The sequence below is a fragment of the Planktothrix tepida PCC 9214 genome (assembly GCF_900009145.1).
Lineage (GTDB): Bacteria > Cyanobacteriota > Cyanobacteriia > Cyanobacteriales > Microcoleaceae > Planktothrix > Planktothrix tepida.
Genome location: NZ_LN889815.1, coordinates 294,304 through 312,967, shown reverse-complemented (window position 1 = coordinate 312,967; position 18,664 = coordinate 294,304). Strand labels below are relative to the sequence as shown.

General features: G+C 39.6%; 11 protein-coding genes. 3 read left to right on the top strand and 8 right to left on the bottom strand.

Going from position 1 to position 18,664, the window contains the following annotated elements:
* The first annotated feature begins 340 nt into the window (after positions 1-340).
* Complete coding sequence (gene zwf / locus PL9214_RS28040; protein WP_072722589.1) at positions 341-1,786, top strand: glucose-6-phosphate dehydrogenase; 1,446 nt, start codon at positions 341-343, stop codon at positions 1,784-1,786.
* Positions 1,787-1,969: 183 nt separating this feature from the next.
* Here the strand turns inward: zwf and holA are convergent, their stop codons facing one another.
* The 4 genes from holA to PL9214_RS28020 all read right to left on the bottom strand — a co-directional run bounded on the left by holA (position 1,970) and on the right by PL9214_RS28020 (position 6,694).
* Positions 1,970-2,950, bottom strand: coding sequence for a DNA polymerase III subunit delta (gene holA / locus PL9214_RS28035; protein ID WP_072722588.1), 981 nt, complete (start codon positions 2,948-2,950; stop codon positions 1,970-1,972).
* Positions 2,947-4,329 (bottom strand): DNA polymerase III subunit gamma/tau, encoded by a 1,383-nt coding sequence (dnaX, locus tag PL9214_RS28030; protein ID WP_072722587.1) that lies wholly within the window; start codon positions 4,327-4,329, stop codon positions 2,947-2,949. The genes holA and dnaX overlap by 4 nt, the downstream gene beginning before the upstream one ends.
* A 14-nt stretch (positions 4,330-4,343) precedes the next feature.
* Positions 4,344-5,738 carry a DNA polymerase III subunit beta gene (gene dnaN / locus PL9214_RS28025; protein ID WP_083580228.1) on the bottom strand — a complete coding sequence of 465 codons (1,395 nt, stop codon included), beginning with the start codon at positions 5,736-5,738 and terminating at the stop codon, positions 4,344-4,346.
* Between the two features lie 83 nt (positions 5,739-5,821).
* Positions 5,822-6,694 carry a hypothetical protein gene (locus PL9214_RS28020; protein ID WP_072722586.1) on the bottom strand — a complete coding sequence of 291 codons (873 nt, stop codon included), beginning with the start codon at positions 6,692-6,694 and terminating at the stop codon, positions 5,822-5,824.
* 131 nt (positions 6,695-6,825) lie between these two features.
* Between PL9214_RS28020 and PL9214_RS31670 the strand changes: the two genes are divergently transcribed.
* The gene (locus PL9214_RS31670) at positions 6,826-8,043 is read left to right on the top strand and encodes a hypothetical protein (RefSeq protein WP_072722585.1); all 1,218 of its coding nucleotides are present in this window, start codon (positions 6,826-6,828) and stop codon (positions 8,041-8,043) included.
* Here the strand turns inward: PL9214_RS31670 and PL9214_RS28010 are convergent, their stop codons facing one another.
* The 4 genes from PL9214_RS28010 to PL9214_RS27995 all read right to left on the bottom strand — a co-directional run bounded on the left by PL9214_RS28010 (position 8,044) and on the right by PL9214_RS27995 (position 17,802).
* A complete protein-coding gene (locus PL9214_RS28010; protein ID WP_072722584.1) occupies positions 8,044-9,459 on the bottom strand; it encodes an ATP-dependent DNA helicase in 1,416 nt (471 codons plus the stop codon).
* 161 nt (positions 9,460-9,620) lie between these two features.
* On the bottom strand, positions 9,621-13,562 hold the full coding sequence (locus tag PL9214_RS28005; RefSeq protein WP_072722583.1) for an NACHT domain-containing protein: 3,942 nt from the start codon (positions 13,560-13,562) through the stop codon (positions 9,621-9,623).
* A 222-nt stretch (positions 13,563-13,784) separates the two neighbouring features.
* Positions 13,785-16,562 carry a DUF3987 domain-containing protein gene (locus PL9214_RS28000; RefSeq protein ID WP_072722582.1) on the bottom strand — a complete coding sequence of 926 codons (2,778 nt, stop codon included), beginning with the start codon at positions 16,560-16,562 and terminating at the stop codon, positions 13,785-13,787.
* Between the two features lie 13 nt (positions 16,563-16,575).
* Positions 16,576-17,802, bottom strand: coding sequence for an RNA-guided endonuclease InsQ/TnpB family protein (locus PL9214_RS27995; protein ID WP_222425192.1), 1,227 nt, complete (start codon positions 17,800-17,802; stop codon positions 16,576-16,578).
* 35 nt (positions 17,803-17,837) lie between these two features.
* Here PL9214_RS27995 and tnpA point away from each other — a divergent pair, with 35 nt between their 5' ends.
* Positions 17,838-18,236, top strand: a complete 399-nt coding sequence (tnpA, locus tag PL9214_RS27990) for an IS200/IS605 family transposase (RefSeq protein ID WP_072717176.1) — start codon at positions 17,838-17,840, stop codon at positions 18,234-18,236.
* The last annotated feature ends 428 nt before the right edge of the window (positions 18,237-18,664 follow it).

The window sequence follows — 18,664 nt, the reverse complement described above, 5'->3', positions numbered from 1 at the left end:
AAGGTTGCTTACAACCGTTGTAAATATACAACAATGCTCGCAACTCCTTTACACATATTTTTGAATTTGTTAGCTTATTAGTGGGTATAGAAAACATACCCACGAACCTTGAAAAATAAATAGAAAAAGTTGAGGTAACGAGCAAGGAAATAAACTCCTTGAGGGTGGTCTAATAGTGGACTATTACCTAATCTACTACAACAAAAGTAGAAAAGTCCGCCTCGACCAGCTTTGTTACCTTGACTGACTCAAGGCGAACGTTCAATTTACCTTAAGCCATTATATGTCAGAACAAAGCACGGTCAAAGGATTCAACACAAGCGCCAGTGAGAAAGTTGCTATGGATTTGGCATCTGCCAAAGCGCTTGAAGCTAAAATCAGTGTCCGTCAAAAAGACTTGATTTTTGTCCTATTTGGCGCAGGTGGAAACTTAGCCAGCTTGAAACTCTTCCTGGCACTTTTCCAATCGTTCAAAGAGGAAAAGTTACCTGCTAACTTTACCATCTTAGCGGTAGATTTGAACCCAGAAATGACGTCTGGTTCTTTTCGGGGGTGGGTGCGACAAGATCTACTGGATAAAGGGCCAGAATCAGAAGAAATGGCAGCGTTTCTTGAGCATATTGTCTATTTCCCCTTTAATGTTCTAACGGGAAATTATCAATCGCTCAAAGATAAAATTTCTGGCTTAGAAACTGAACGAAAAGTATCGCCTAACCGAAAGATTATCTATTTTTTGAGTTTGTTGCCGAATTTATTTGAGCCAACAATTCAAGGATTAGGTCAAGCGGGTTTATTAGCCGATGAAAATGCCCGGTTAGCTGTAGAAAAGCCCTTTGGCAGTTCACTAGAATCTGCCCAGAAATTAAACGCTATCATCTTGCAATATTGCCAAGAGTCTCAGATTTACCGCATGGATCATTGGCTGGGCAAGGAAACAGTTCAGAACCTTTTAAACTTCCGGTTTGCTAATGGAATTTTTGAACATCTCTGGAGTCGCCAATTTATCGATTACATCGAAATTACGGCGGCTGAAACTGTTCTTGTTCCCGATGGCCGGGGGTATGTTGGGGCATTGAAAGATATGGTGGTTAACCACCTGTTTCAATTGATATGCCTGTTATTAATGGAGCCACCAAACTCTTTAAGTGCTGATGATATCCGTGATGAAAAAGTAAAGCTTTTACGAGTGTTAAAAGCCGATCCAAAATTTACTATTCGCGGTTATTATGAAGGGTATGATCGCACGGAAGAAACCTACATTGCTCTCAAGCTGATGGTTGATAACTATCGGTGGCAAGGCATCCCAATTTATGTGCGGCCATGGAAAGGAGCAAAAAATAAAGAGACAGAAATTTCTGCTCATTTCAAAGGAGTTCCTTCCACGTTGTTCACAGCAATTCCTAATACTTTGGTTTTGCGATTACAACCAGATGAAGCAATTTCTCTAACGTGGAATGTCAAGGTTCCAGGTGAACCAAATAACCGTCAAAAATCTCTCGATTTCTTGTATAATAGCAAAGGAGGATTTGAAGAAACAATTCCCGAAGCTTATCAGACTTTAATTGAGAGTATGATAGAGGGCGATCGCACTTTATTTGTCCGCGCGGACGAAGTTGAGGCACAATGGGCTGTCGTGATGCCAATTTTAAATCACTGGGAGACTTTAACCATTAATAATGGTCATCTCTCCGAAAGCGATATTGTGCATACTTACCCAGTAGGAAGTGATGGGCCAACAGCCGCCAATCAGATTTTAGAGCCGAATCATAAGTGGCGATCGCTATAGATTTTTGACGCACAATCTAGGTAGAAAGTCGTTTTTTTACCCAGACTTTACCACAACAAGATAAGGCTTTCTGTAGTAGATTTGTTATTCAAAATTTCAACTCAATAACTACAGAAAGCTTATGTTGGATATATGACACAATGAAAATACTTGGAACCGTATATCAGTCAAACACCGAAACGATTAAAACAATTTAGCTGCTGTTTTAACAGGTTGGCTTGCAAACAGTTGGGTAATTGCCAGAATAGAAGACAGCAGCGAGTTTCGTTTTCCCTGTTTTAAAGCTATTTCCAAATCCAGTAACAAAGATACAGCTTTTACTAAAGATTGCAAAGGAATCGTTTGTACCTCTTGTTTAAGAAAATAGACTCGTTTGAAATTAGAAATTTGGCAAATCTTGGCAATTTCAGCATCAGATTTAACTCCCTTAACAATTGTTGCTTTAACCCAAAGCCAAGTTCTAAATTGGGTAATGAGGGTGGCACAAATCGCAGCAGGAAACGTTTCTTTTGTCAAGAGTTTTTGGAGTAAATCAACCGCTTTTTTGGCATTATTTTCTCGAATCGCTTTAGCTAATTGGAGGCTATTTTGGGTAATGGAAGGGATAAGAGAACGAACTTGTTTTAAACTCAGCTTTGCACCGTTACTGTAGAGAGCTAGAAGTTGCAGTTCAGATTCAATTCGGGCTGAATCATTGCCAATAGCGTCAGCTAAATATTCTCTACTATTTTGATCCAATGATAAACCAATGCGAAGGCTTTGGGTACGGATATATTGGGCGATGAGATCACTTCGCCAAGGCACAATCAAATTGAATTCAAACAGTTGGCTTTGGGAGAGCAGAAATTTTGAGACTTTTAATCGTTTGTCAAGGCTGGAAGCTACAAAAATCAAATGAGTTGATTGAGGGACTCTTGGGAGAAATTGAAGAGTATCCATCACCGCTTCATCAAACTGTTTAAAGTTGCAGTCCTCCACGATGACTAATTTAGCTTTAACTGAACCCAAAGCCGGAGTTAAAGCACAATAAATGGCTTCATCTACAGCAGAAGCATGAAAGCGATGATAGTTGAAACTAAGCCAAGCAGGGTCAAGGCTTTTTTTGAAAGCCGAGAGTTTTTTGGAAATTGCATACCGATCATCACCGACTAACAAGCTAATCATTGATTTCCCTCCTGAATTAAGACTTGATAGTTAATTCCTGTTGCTGCCAAAAATAGTTTTTGTACCTTCCGAATATTGCGGTTAAATTTGTTAAGATATGGGGGAGGTACAGCTAAGATGGCTTTTTGCTCGGTTAGTTCCGCCAGGAAAGCAACCGACAGGAAAACTCGATTCTTTTCAGATGCTTTTGATAGCACGGTTTCCCAAATGGTGTTTTTTAGATCAAGGGGTTTTGAGGAGGAAACAGAGGTTGAATTTCGCTTGTGAGTTTGATGATTACGGGGTTTAGTTTTAGGAGATTTAGGAATTAATCCCAGTAAACAAACTTCTAGCCATAAACTCGGTTGTACACTTTTATTAAGCTGCCATTCTGAAGCACTTAACTGTTCAAAACCTTGATGAATTGAAGATTGACTCCAAGTTTTTGCGATCGCCTTGAGTTTGGGATAAGAAACCCCACTGGTGAGTAAGGATGAACAGTCAGGGACGTTGGCGACTAGCAGCAAATCTCGATAACAACTCAGCAAGGAAGTTAGCAGAGTCAGGGGTGTTTTTCCACTATCAAGAAGTTCACGAGACAGTTGTAGCAGCTTCAGGGTGTCTCCAGTGTTAATGCGGTGCAGTATTGTTACCAAGTCGGACTCTGAAACGCGACCCGATAGTGCTAGAACTTGAGAATGGGTAATTTCTTCTCCCAATAAGCTTAACTGACCCAGTAATTGCAAGGCGTCGCGCAGTCCACCCCCACAGGCGCGAGCGATCGCAATTTTAGCCGAGGAGGTGATAGGGATAGCTTCTTTTTCAGCAATCATGGTTAAGTGCTGAACTATAGCATCAACAGAAAGCGGCTGAAACCGAAATACTTGACATCGGCTGACAATAGTAGGTAGCACTTTATGTGCTTCTGTTGTGCAGAGAATGAAGACAACATGAGCGGGTGGTTCTTCAAGACATTTGAGCAGAGCATTAAAAGCTTGGGAACTGAGACAATGAACTTCGTCTAAAACAAAAATTCGGTAACGACCGATAGCGGGAGCAAAATGGACTCGTTCAATCAAATTCCGAGCATCTTCAACTCCATTGTGGGAAGCTGCATCAATTTCCATGACGTCTAAACTGCTTCCTTTTTCAATAGAACGACAGGACTGACATTGACCGCAAGGAGTAACAGTGGGTTGGTCGGTAGCGGTGCAATTTAAGGACTTCGCTAAAATTCGTGCTGTTGAGGTTTTTCCAGTCCCTCGTTCTCCTGTAAACAAATAAGCAGGAGCAATTTTATTCCCTTGAATTGCGTTAGAAAGGGTTCTTTGAATGTACTCCTGTCCGGTTAATTGGGATAGGATACGGGGACGATATTTTTGAGGAAATGGAGTATACATAATGACAAGAAGAGTTAAGATTTGACAACAGGCATTAACAAGTATTGGCTATCGATTAAAAGATGGGGTTGTTCTCGATTACCAAAAGGTTTTAAGATAGCTGGATGATCACTATCAATGAGGTGGATTGAAATTTCAGAACTAGCGATCGCTTTAATCCCTTCCAACAAATACTTAATATTGAAAGAAATGGAAAAAGAATGACTAAAGTTGAGAATTGCTGTCATTTCTTCCCTTCCATTTCCAAACTCCCTTAATAAGGATAAGGAAACTTGCTGGTTTTCAGGGCTAAAGTCAATGTTGATGATTTTTTCCTTTTTATCCGCCAAGACCGATAGCCGTTCCAGTGCTTTCACAAAAGGCAATTTTTCTAGGTAAACTTGATGTTTGAAGTCGTGGTTTAATAGATCTTGGTAGGCGGGATATTCCCCTTCTAAACAACGAGTGATCAGCCGTTGTACGCCCCAAGAAAATTCTACATAACCCGTGGTCAGATTATAAGACAGTTGTACAGATTCCGCAGAAGTCCGACTCGATAAAATCCGCTCTAGTTCCAATAGAGATTTAGCGGGAAGAGTAAATTGCAAAGGTTCTGTATTCTCCGTTTCTTTCTTTTTCTTGAACCCTTGAATAGAGGTTTCTACCACAGCTAATCGATGACCGTCCGTTGCCACCAATTCTAAGGTATTAGAGTTAATTTTTAGATGCACTCCGGTTAAGATTTGCTTCGTTTCATCGGTCGCTGTTGCAAATAATGCTCCTTTAATACCACTTTTTAGAGCTTCCGCAGCCATAGCCAGATTTTGGCAAGAATTGACTTCAGGAATTGAGGGGAATTCATCACTTGATAAACCTCGAACTTGGTAGCGTCCACTGGCGGAAACTAAAGTTAAAATCGGATTTTGTTCGGGTTTAGTTGTACTTAAATGGTAATCTTGGTTATCTTCAGTATTCAAAGAGATTGAGTTACTTAATTGGAGATCACCCGAAGAAAATTTACGAACAATTTCACTTAAAAGTTCGGCGGGAATTGTCGTTTCCCCTGGAGTGTTAACCTTAGCTTCAAAGGAAGTTTGAATGGCTAAACTTAGATTAAATACGCTTAAGTAAACACGCTGAGTTTTAGCGCAAGCTACTAACAGAACATTACCTAATATGGGATGGGTTGGTTTAGCAGGAACAGCATGGCTAACCAGTTCGAGGTGAGTTGCTAAATCATTTTGTGTGCAAAGCAGTTGCAGAGTAACATCTGAAGTTGAGGAAGAGGGGGAAGTTTTAGAGGTGTTAACAACTTGGCTTTTTTCTTCTGTTAAAATTTTAGGGGTTTGAGAAGGAACAGTTTGAAGGTCAGAAGGTTTGTTCTTTTTAATTCGGTTTTGAGTTGCCGAACGTCGGGTTTTAGTTGGCATTTTTCCCACTAATATATAGATCAAAACCTAGCAGCGATAGCTGCTAAAAAACTGGGAAATTATGAAATTAGTATTATTTTTTTTTATAACCCTGCTTGTTGTAAAGCTAACTCTAAAAGAGATTGGACTTGGAGAATTTCTGCCCATTGATTAAGATAGTTGAAGTCCAGACGTTCTCCTTGCACTTTTAAAACTCCCAAGACATCTCTCCACTGCTTTTGAGATTCTGTAGCAGACAGTAAATACCAATATAACTTTTGTAGAATTATATCTTCGGCTGAATAAATGTAAATACCTTTTTCTGATTCATCAATTTTATAAAGTTGGCGACGATTCATTTTAGAACGAGAAAAAGCATCATCTCCAATCACAAAAATATCTATTTTTTCCAATGAGGTTAAATGAATAACATTGAAAGAGCGTTTTTCAGTCACCGCTTCGACAACTGCCGATTCACTAATATAAAACTCCTGTTCCATTACTCGAATGAGTTGCTGTGCTTTTGATAGCGAAATGCTGATAACTAAATCTAAATCTTGGGTTGAGCGGCTTTCTCCTAGAAGGGAACTGGCTACAGACCCACCCACTAAATAGGGAATATTTAAAGTTTCAAATAAGGTTGCCATTTGAATAGCTAGTTCCAAAGGATCTTCAATCCTAAATTTTTCTTCAAATTCTGTTGCTTTTAATTTTAAAATTGTTAGCCATTCTGATCCTAAATGCCTTCTGATGAATTCTTGATAAATCTGGGATGAAGAAGCATTAGGATAATGATTTTTAATGGCTATTATCGTTAGTTTGCGAGTAGCTTGATTGAAGTGTCGAAATCTTTGGGTTCTCTGTTGGGGTGTCAGTTGTCGAAGCAGTTGAAACATCAGCACATCTGCATCAATGCTGGTGTCTTCTGACTGAGAGCGGTATCCAGGTGTAACTACCGAGACAGGAATTTGTGGCATTAGTGATCTGGGTTAGAGTGAAATTTAATAAACCATTGCCAGAGGAGAAAACGTTATTGATTCAGAAACATTTTAGAATACCGTTAATTGAGTTTGAGCTAGATTTAAGAAGAAAAAAGCGCAAGTCGTCTATGCCTAGCAATTCCTCACCTTTATTCACAATAGAGCCAGAAAACAGTCTTCGGGAGAAACTGATCCGCTCAATCTGGCTGCACAGGGACAAATACTGTTATTTATTTGAACCCGATGGCTCTTATCGACTCTTAAGCACAGATCGCCGAGGTCAGTACACCATCTTAGCCGATGGTCGTTCGGTTTTACTAGCTTGGGCAACCGATCCCTTTACTGAAACCCTACTTGTACAAGAAGATGGCAGTTTGTTCATGAGTGGGAGTCCGTTTGTAGAAATGGGGACACGCTCCGAAGTACCTTCACAAACCGCCAATTCCCTACCGCAGTCTGATGCGATGATTCCTAGCTTAATCCCAGAAGAACCATCGCAATCGGATGTCATTCCCTACTGGCTCCCAGAAGATTTCCGCGTCTTTACCAGCGATAGTGGCATCGTTGGCATTGCTTCAGGTGGGGGGCAGGAAGTTGAGCCGCGAATTTTACCGACCGTCAATCAGTACAAGGGTGCAGACGGTGGATATGTGGCGTTTTATTCGCGAGATCCAGCTAATGCTGTGTATTCAGTCGGGGGAGGGATTTATGTGGTGGGACAAATTCGGCTTAAGGGTAGATATATCGGTCGAATTTTTCATCCTGAAGGCTACTTAAATCAAGACATCAGTGCGGTGTCAGAATTCAAAGCGTTATGTCGTAAAACGTTTGGCGTTGAAGGATGGGCTGGAGGGGACACCGGAGGCTGGTTTGGTAAGTTTGATTCTAGCCCCGAAACACTACAAACAATAGGAGATCGTCCTAACTCAAAGATTGACACAGCCCCAGTTGTGCATCGACCCTGGAAGTGGGTGGTTACTGAATGGGTTGACTCTCTCCCCGATTTTATTAGAGCTTTATTGCCTTGGATGGTGGGTTTGATAATATTGCTGAGTCCAACCCTTTTGATTCTCTGGGGTGCTGTGGCGCGATTTGGGTTGACTTGGAGGCTACTGTTGATTCCAGTCGGTAGCATCGTTGGGTTTGTGCTGATGGCGATTATTGGGATGTATTGGTGCAACTACAACTTCGAGCTTGATGATCGTCGAACCGGCCCACCTGAAGCGGGGTCGTTTGCAGGGTTAGGTCGATTAATTATCATCTTTATTGTAATGGTTTTATTGGGCTGGATTGGCTCAGGACTTGGTGCTTGGTTGGTTGCGAGCTATTGGTTAGGTGGCTTCTAATTAACGAATAATGAAAACTCGATTTTTAGCTCGGCTACAACTGACATAATAAAGTTGGTTACACGCTAAGACACTGTTGCGATATTCTCTTAAAAAGTCAAGTTTTTGGTTAGGAAGATGTTGAGCTAAATACAAAAACTTAGTCGCAACTTTTTTAGAGATGTCATGGCTATCAATTCCGACTTCTCGGAAAGTAGAGCCTTGAGCGTTATGAACCGTTAAAGCCCAACAATTTCGCAGATCTGCAAAGATTTCACAATGATTATACCAAGCTTTCCAAAGGCTAGGATTAGTTTTAGCGTTTCGTAATAATTTGATATTATCTTTGTGAAACTTTTGAGCATCGTCTTCATGAAGCAGATAGATTTGTCGCAGATCCTCGGAAGCATAAAAACTGCCATTATTCTCGATTTTAACCTTCAGTTTCCAGGCTTTATAACCCGAATAGCGATCTTCTACCGCTTCCATCACTTCTACTTCTGTTGAGGTAGGAAGAATAACGGTTTTTCCATCTGGAGCAATCACAGGAGCTTTACTAATGAGTCTTTCTCCCACCAAAAATCTAGGTGCATTTTTTCCGTAGAGTTTTGCTCTAATTTTATGGTTCCAGTAAGCAACTCGTTTGTTAGTGTAGCAGAGAATTCGGAAGCAATCTGGATCTGAAGGAAAAGTTGCAGAGAATTTCTTCAGTGCGTATTTGAGAAACCTTTCTTCTCGAACCATGAAAGCTCCATTTTTGCGCTCTAAGTCAAATTTGGAGAAGGGTTTGAAAACGGTTTTACTTTTAACAGCAGTTCGACAAGCGGTTACAAATTCTAGGAGAGGGCTATCTTTCATTTGACGAACAACTTCGGTTAAAACAACTTTATTTTCTACATTAAAAGATGGTGATCTTCGTTCATGATTATCCTCGTTAACTGGGGATAATTGAGCGGGATCTCCCATAACGATGAGTTGGCGATTTTTACCAATCAGTAAAGTATTCTGGATTCGGTGTTGAATAATATTCCACAATTCGGTTGTCACCATGCTGCATTCATCCAGAAAAATTGTATCGTATAAATGCAGTAATGAAGGTAAAACTTGTTTGAGGATTTTATGTTGTCCTTGTTTAACAGGAGCTAATCCTAAGAGTTGATGAATCGTCATAAAATCTACTCCTCTAACTTTTTTCTCAGTTGCCATGCGTTGCAAAACTCCTACAGCTTTATTGGTGGGAGCGGTAAATGTAACTCGTTTTCCTGCATTGACAAGCTGTTGAGCAATTAAATTAATAATTGTTGATTTTCCTGTACCTGCATATCCGAATAATCCAAAGATTTGTTGACGACTGTTGAGAAATTGCTCAATTTGTTTTAAGGCTTGCTCTTGTTGAGAGGTTAATTGAAAAGAGGGTTGAACCCAATTTTGTGTCATAATGTTTAAGTTTTGGTTAACTACTAAATCGGTTCAGCGTTAGCTGTAATTAATTTATTAATTTAATAGATTTTTATTTATTAGTAAAAAACTTGAACTCTAATTCAAAATCACTTCAATATAAAAAATAACTCTAAGAGCCTGAATAGAACACTTTAAATTTATTCTGCTCCAGATAACCACTTATCTAAAACTCCTGCCTTTTGAACAGGTGAATGTGAACTTTCACGCCATTGGTTCAATAACCCATGCAAACATTGTCTGGTCTTATAATCTGCTCTTGTAGCTTCTAATAAACTATTCGCAACCAATTTTGAAACTGGATCTTCTTCTGAGGCCAACAATCGTAAACAAATAGCGATACTTCTTACATACCAATATTCCATTTTGGGATTACATAACTCAATTAATGGTTGCTTTAGATCTTCTAGCTTTTTACTTCCATTCGGATGTAATAGGAAAGCTATCACTCCAGCATATCTTATGGCTTGAGGTTGGCTTAAATCATAAATCATCTCCCTCAAATACATAGAATTGTCTACCAATAGGGCAATTTGTTTACTTAAAAAATCGAGGATTTCATGATCTTCTATGTCATGATAGTATCGCCTATGGTTATTGAATAAGGCATTCACTAGATGAGGTAATAAAGATACTTCTGATGGTAGATTGAGTTTGAATCCATAAAAAGCAAAGGGCGGTAACTGATCGGCAACTGTTCCTGTAGAGGCTCTTAACAAAGCATTTCGCAGCTCACTTTCATGTTCACGACATTCTTTCAAAAGATGTCCCCATAGCGAGGGGTAATTCCGCAATACCTCTGGATTTTTTATAGCCCTATCAACAATTATATTTAATAGTTCTTTACTATCTTCACTATTTTCTGTATGCCTAGCGATTCTTTCATCCAAAAGATAAATGGCTATATCTAAATAATCATCTACTAACTCTTTACACAAATCGCTGATAATTCTTTGCTTTCTTGAATGTTTATTGGAAATAACAACTCGTTGCTCATTGAAACACAGACGTTGTATTTCCTCATCAGTTGCAGAGTTGATTTGTTCAATTTGCTCATTTATTGAACTTTCTATATTTATCGGAGGGCGCATCCCAAGTTGAGAAATTAATCTTGAATTTAAGTAAGCATTGTCTCCTTGGAAGAGCTTGGCAATTTCTATCAGTTCTGAACGGCTTTTATATTTAAAAAATCGGACAACTAAGTAACATACTTGTAATACGCCCTTAATTTTATTAATGTCTTGGGATAACTCAATTTCTTTAATATCGCTTACCCAAGCAGGTTGTGCTTGAAAAATTTCAACAAGACCATAATCTTTAACTATATTATTTTTATCTGATCGTAAAAATTGTCTATTCCGCTTCAATAAAATTTTAAAAAGTTCATGCTCTACTTTTGAAAAGTCTAATTTTTCAGCAATTTTGAATGCTTTATCATCATTAAACTCTAAAATCTTTAACAATAAAATCAATGCGTCTTCTGTCAGATACAACCATTTTGTGCTAATTAATACTTTTATAAATATTTCTAAAAACCAATTTTTTATAGTAAAAGATTGCCTCTCTCCTATAATATCTCTTCTTGCTGAATTCGATATTATAACATATGATAAATAATTAGATGGTGATGCGAGAAGAAAGTTAACTACTTCCTGTTTCTTGGTATGATCATCTGGCAAAATTTGTGACAAAACAATCGCAGCACCTATACTTTCAGTCGGATTATTATCTTGTAATAGTGAAATTAAGAAGTTATATAACCATGACTGTGAATCTGGGCGATTAACCTGAATCAGTCCTCGCAATAAATCTGTCTCTGTAAATCCAGCTAATGGTTCGAGACATTTCCGAAACTGTTGACGAATGCGCTTATCTTCATCTAGAACGCCTTCTTGAAGTAGCCGCGCAGCGAGAATAGCTCCACGTCCCAATCGTCGCCCCAGTAATCGAAGGCTTTCCTGATCTCCTTCATTCAAGCTTTCTAATACCTGAACTGTAACTGCTAATTCTGTCGGACGATTATTCTCGACAAGAGCACTCAGCAGAAAATGCATAACCTCACGCCAGTGAGCATCTCCAGCAATCATCTCTATACGTTGGCGTAACTTCTCCGCACTTACTGATTCATAAAGAAACTCCGCAGCAAAAAATTCTTGTAATGGACGAATATCAAAACGTACATGATTACCATCATCTGGAGTGCTGACAAGAACTAATCTATCCGTCGTTGCCTCCATTAAAACTTTAATAGTTTCATCTACTTCCGTCTCTACCATTTGCTTAACTGCACCTGTGACAAGTTTTTCAAATTCATCTCGCTCCAGCTTTGTTTGAGCACCTTTGCTCAATTCAGCCCTAGCGTGTAAAACAAATCCAAGGCGGTTGTGAACTGTTTTGAGTAGCTGATCTTGCTCACGCAGAAGTTTAGCCAACCTCTTATCAGGTAGATTCCTATTTGCTTCCCTTCTTTTTATTACTTGGTAGAAATTGGCAAATAATTTCCACTTTCTTTCAGGTGGTCTTTCTCCATCCCTAACAACTACTGCCATTATATGTGCTTGCAAAGGCGTAGTCATCAACTGACGAACTGCGGGAGAATCAATGGCAGATTCCAATATTTGAAAACACTTTTTTGCTTCACTGGGAGAACGTTCTAACTCAAGAACAGGCTTAGCACATGCTAGTGCCTGATCAGGAGAAAGATTAATTAATTCAATGGTGGAATTGTCCAAGTCTGCAAATTGGTCTGAGTATCCCTGCGGTCGAGAGGTACAAATAGTTAGAAGATCGGCGTTAGCTTCACAAGAGATTTTATCGACAAAACGGCATACTTCTAACGCAACTGCATCCTTAACATCTTGAGGAACTTCATCAAGTCCATCAAATACAATTACCCAACTATGGCTTGCTAGGATTCGCTTAAGTGTTCCTGTAGTAACCTGTTGTTCAACTCCAACACTGATCCATTCAGCCAAGTAGGTCAAAACTCCGCGAGAAGTGCTTTTGTCTTTTTGTCCAAACCACTGAGCAAATTCTTTTAACTCTATAGAAATTGGAATTCGAGGCTTTCCCGTCCAAAAGCCATGCTTTTCAGCCACTTTTTGAATTTCTTTGGCTAAATTTTTGTATTTGCTCGCCAGACGAGATAGCACACTGTCCTTTTGTAAGATAAGTGCAGCTCGCTGAATCTGACAGAAATATTGACCAATAGTTGATTTTCCCTGGCCGGGGCCACCTTTTATAAACCAAACTCTAGCTCGTGATGGATGCCTGTACCAGAGTTGCCATTCTTCTGTATCGAGTTGTTCCTCATCAAAACGATGACATTTTGCCGAAGTACATACAAGCATCTGCATGACTAAATCCTTAAGAGCGTGTTCCTTTGATCTAAAAGGAAGATCAATAAAAAGGTCATGGATACCCGGTCGCTCTATCGTTGACCCTGGTGGTGCAGCCTGTTCTAACTTAGTGTGTTGCTGGTCATCAAATGGGGATAAAACTAAGAAGCGTAGGATGGTTTTTACCTCAGCCTGTGCATCTTTGATTTGATTGTAAATTTCTGTAAGAATTTTCCCTGGCGTAAGAAAGTGTCGATAGTAGTCACTAATTTCTGAATGTAATGCCAAAAAATCAAGGATTTTCCGGCCTCCCCAAATATGAAAGCGATTTTCTAATTTGGGGCAGGCTTCGGTAACTAACTTTCTTGCTTGGTCAAATGACCCGGTTTCAGGGACTCCAGAGGGGTCAATATTAGTAGCAATAATCCAGTTGTCTGCCCATTGTCTTTTAGAATCAGGATCTTCAAATTCTTTGATTTCTTCTTTAATTTTCTCTAGCAGCCACTTTTGAGGATCTTTAGACAGGTGAGGCTTATGAAATTTTGATTGGATGTACCAACATCCAGACCAACGCTCTGTTTCGCTTGGATAAGGTGCTTCACCCTCAAAGTATCCGTCTCTTCCACCATCGGAACCAGGAGCAAACCCTGTACTTCCAGGCCCAAGAACGCGCAGCGTAATTAGATTTACAAGATGCTCGAATGTGTTTGAATCTAGCTGGGTGAGGTCGTAGCTGTCGGGCATGGCTGTTATTGGGATTAAAATAAGAGTTTTATTAGTCAGTAATTGATAGTATACTGCCAGTTCTTATGTATATGCCTTAGCAGTAGTTGGAGGAGTTTTGAATTTCCTCATAAATCATAAATCGGGAGAACTTAGGCTGTAATCATCAGTTGCGGGTTGATTCGTCTGAGAAATTAGCTCACTCAAAGATGAATTATGTTCAAACCCAGAGTCGGAATTCCCTCAAAACTGCAAATTTCCTGATGAATCGGAATTTTCTTCCAACAGATTGTCGGAAATTCCGACATCGTTCCGACAAGTTTCCGACAGCCTTTCATCGTCTAAAATTCCTTGCTTATAAAGATCTGGAGAGCTTTCATCATCAGAATTCCGACAATTCCGACAATTTTGATCCGAAACGTGATCTACCCCCTGATCAAATAACCTTTCCCCTGGATCGGAAAGACTGCTTTCGGCTACTGGAATAACTTTAGGAGTTTCCTCATCCCCCAATTGGCTAGAGTTATTTTCAAGCTGGGTTGAAAAAAATGTTTTTGGGTCGGAATTGTCGGAATTTTTGACGAGTGACGGTTGGATTGAACTCCGATTCAGTTTTTCATTCACTTGAGGGGTGTCGGAATAGCCGTCGGAATGATTCGGAATTCCGACATTTGCTTGAGAAATCGGAATTGCTCTAATTCGTAAGTCTTTGCCTTTCCCAGATAAAACTGCATATCCATTCTCAGTCAGGGTGGCAAAATCCTGTCGGATTTCCGCAAGGGTGGGTTTCGGTTTGCAACGCTTAAACACAGTATTTTGAACTTGTACCGCCGAGACTTCTGTTCCTTTTCTTAAAGCATAGGCGTGAATTAAGGACAATCGGCCAGGGAGAGAATCGGATTGATGGTTATTCGTTTGAATAATACGGAACTGTCCGATACTAAACTTTGCCGCTAAAATAGCTCGTTCTAAAGTTTCGATACCCACCCGCAAAGGGTCAGATTTTTGCTCATATTTTAATTCCATGCAGTGCAACAGCAGTGCTAATCTCAAGGTTTGACTGAGCATTTTGCCCAAATAGGCAAACAATGCCGGATTCTCAAATTCCACCCCCTGTTGATTGCGCCGAACTTCCTCCCACCATCGCTGCCACCGTCGCCGTGCTTGGGGAGTAAAAGATAATAAAAAAGGCAGTTGTTCCTCGTGAGAATCATCGGAAGGAGTTGAGAACAGATCCCCATCCTCTTGCATTTCAACTGCTTCATCCCTGCCGATTAAAAATTCATTTTCCTCATTTCTACCTTTACGAAATTCTCGTAATCGCTGATGTAATACCCGCAGATGCTCATATAAATCTTGTAATTCTTGATTAATTGCAACGACTGAATCTGACCAAACTGCAAAGTTATCTGGACTGGCAGGAACCGCAATTAAAAAGCGACTAATTAGACCATCTCCATCATCAGGATCACTAAACAAGGTTTTAATTTTTGAAAGTTGAGTTGCACCTGTTAAATTTAAACACAAATCTTTGAGTTCAAAAGAATCTTCTTCATTAGAACGCTCAAATTCGAGATCTGATGGAGAATTCCAAGTTTGTAATAAAATTTGACGGGTATCTCCCCCTTTATCTTTATATTGATCTAATTTTAACAATCGCACTAATTCATCAAAAACCCAAACACAGCCACTCCTCGAAGCTAATTCACTCAATCGTCTTAAAGCTCCTTCTGGAGTTCCAGCTTCAATTAACTTTTTGGGTGGTGGCGGTGGCATGGTGGCTTTAAATACCGTAGGATTGAGTTGACTATTTTTGAGTTCTTCCTTCTCTTCTGATGACTTTTGTTGCCATGCTTCTTCTAACCCCTGTAACTCGGTTTTGAGTTTTTTATATTCTGTTTTACTTTGCTTATAGCGATGTTTAATGGGATCAAAAATAGAGCGCATCGTCTGACTTTTTCCACCTGATGCCAAGGCAATAACCATTGTCCAAAAAATAGGGTATTCTATCCAACTATCGGCTACCGTTGCACCTTGTTTACCAACAATGCCAATATGTCCGCCCATTTCACTACCACAAGCTGTTAAGAGATATTGATAAAGATAAGCCGGATCAAGACGGTCAGAATCGGCTTTTGTTAATAAGGCTTGGGCGAGAGGAGCGGGTAAAATTTGGGTAATATCAAGTTTTTGTTCACGGTAATTGAGGAGTTTATTCAGTTCACGGGCATCTTCTGTACTTCTTTCTTGATTACCAATATAAGTTTCAATTTCAACGGCTAACTGTTTAACGCCCCTGAGCGGATAGCCTTTCGTTGATGAGAGTTCAACAAAAGCAGCACTTTGTTGAGGAGGGTTATTGTCACTTGTTAAAATAGTCGTAACTTGATCATATAAAGACGGGGTGTTATTTAAAGTGCAATCGCCTGAACGATTAGAAAGATCGGACATACTATTATTGTTGTTATGCCCATTTTTAGTACGGATTATTTGAGGTGAATTTAGATGAAAAGTATGACTCCCATTAAACAGCGATTGCCCTCGAAATGGTGAACTCCAGCCATCTTGTTTTGCCATCAATGCTAGAGTCCCAATTCCTACTCCACTTTTGTTAAAAGATTTCCATTTCTTATCACATTCTCCAGGTTTATATTTAGAAGATTGGCGACTCCAACTTTCCCACTCAGGGAGTAAAGACTCATCAATGGATTTAAGTATCATACCAACGCTACACCAGTCCTCGTAATGATCAGCCCGACTTGGGGATAATGCGGCTAGATAAGACAAAGCCCAATCTGCATCAGTCCATTGCAGTTGAGAGTTGTTTGAAGTTGGGGGATAATAGATGTTAACTTCATTGTGAAGGGGATATGGCTTTGCTGCGGTAGCAGGTTCTGTCTCCTCTTGAAGCATTGCTTCTATGAGCCACAAAGGAGCGATGGCAATTGCAATTTCATCAGGAGCGCAACCGCTCACCCAAACATACTCTCCCGTTGTGGGGTGAACACTCGGAGTTGACACTCCCACCCCTGCGCTACGCTAAAGGGGTGGGATTCTCGTATCTAGTCCAGTCAAGCAGAGACAGTTGAATATACTCTTGTTTGACTGTATTCACCGAGTTCAGGGGTGTGCCAAGCACCCCATCAGTTAAACCGGATGAATCCATTACAGAAGCATCTCTCTGTAGGTCTAACTGACAAGAAAAACCGTCCCATTGAGCTAGGTTTTTCGCAGCATTCAAATCAGAGTTATGGTAGTGACCATTAGGGCAATTGAAATCATGTCGATTTCTTTTACCAATAAAACCACAGGTTGAACAGGATTTGGAAGTGTATGGCGCAGGTCTTTTAATTAATTTCAATCCTTTAAGAGCCAACTTATAATTAAGTTTCTGTTCCAAAGAATAATAAGACCAATTATGTCGAGATTCACCGGAATCAGAACGAGATTTTTGGCTCTGTTTCATTGTGCTTCGACATCCTTCTAAATCCTCAATAACAACATCAGCATTATGGTATTCGGCAAAACGAACAATTCGACGGCTGATTGTATGATTGATTGCATCCATCCATCGTCGTTCTTTTTTGTCCCATTTCTTTAATGCTCGAAACTTTTTAGCTTCTTGAAGTTGTTTTCTTCGTTGTTGAAAATAACGTCTCCGATGCTTAACGCTTTGACCATTAAAGAACTTACCAAAACCCTGTTTAGGTGCAACTACCGCTAAATTATTCTGTCCTCGGTCACATCCTAATCTTTTCTCCGTCTTAACTTCTGGAACATCCTCAGTAATTGACAGATAGGCATACCACTTATTTCGATGTTTAATTAATTTAAAAGAACCCCCTTGAATTGTTCCCTCTAACAATCCGTCTAAAACAGGTTGCCAATGGGGAGATGCAACTTCAATGGGAATTCTTTTTTCACCTTTAAGGGTTGGAAAACTAATTGAATAAGTATTCCCTTTTAGGGTTAACTTCCAGTTTTGGTTGTTAACTTCCACAGGAAGAACTTTATATTGTTTGGTTTTACGACCTGTGGGTGATGTGGTATGTCGGATTACTTGGTTAACAAGGGCAGATTTTAACTCGGACATAATTTTAGCTGTTGTCATTTTACGCCGTTCTTTAATCGGCAATGACAACAGCTTGTTGGCAACCCGTGTGTTTTCTGCCGTCATTTGCTCAAACACCTGAGCTTTACAACGGTTGAGATCCACGAATTTCAATTTAATCGTCCGAGTTATTTTTGTCATGTCATCCATGATAACATAAGGTTGATGAATCGTGTGTATCGACAATGACAGAAAATCAATATAGAAGAAAAAACACATCAGTTAGTCTGATCAACTATCATTTTGTCTTTTGCCCAAAAAGGAGGAAAAGGGTGTTGGTTAACGGAGTGAGCAGAAGATTAGAGGAAATTATCTACCAAAAAGCAAAAGAGCTAGAATGTGATGTCCTAGCTCTGGAGATAATGCCTGATCATGTGCATTTATTTATTAGTTGTCACCCTTTGATTGCTCCACATCAAATTATGTTCAGAATCAAAGGGGCATCATCAAGAATATTAAGAAAAGAATTTCCTCATTTACTTAAACTACCTTCTTTGTGGAGTCGAAGCTATTATTGTGGGACGGCTGGTTCTGTTTCTAGTGAAACTATCAAAAAGTATATTGCTAACCAAAACTCTCACTAGCCTTCACTCCGCCTAAAGGCGGGTATTCTACATCCCACGCTTGAAAGACGTGGGCTTTGAATACGGTTATTGTAAAGGAAAAACTCAGAATGGGGATTCTTAGGTTGTTTTTCTGATTAACTGTTGGCTTTAAATTTGATCCAAGCCTCACTGATAATTTTATTCAGAGTCTCAGTGAGGCAAAATTCCCTAAACAAGTAGAATGCTAAAGCAGCTTATTTGAACTAGGTTCAGCGTTACTGATTAGAAAATTCTTCACTTACTAATCTTATAATTGATAAAAACTTTTATCAAGTTAAGAATTGTTAAGGCTCAGGTCAATAGATTTACTTCTGCTGGCACATTCCCTTATCGAAAATTCTGGGTTTAAAACCCCTAAGTTCCACTTAGGCTTTTTATTCAATTTTGGTGTATACTGAAGAATAAGA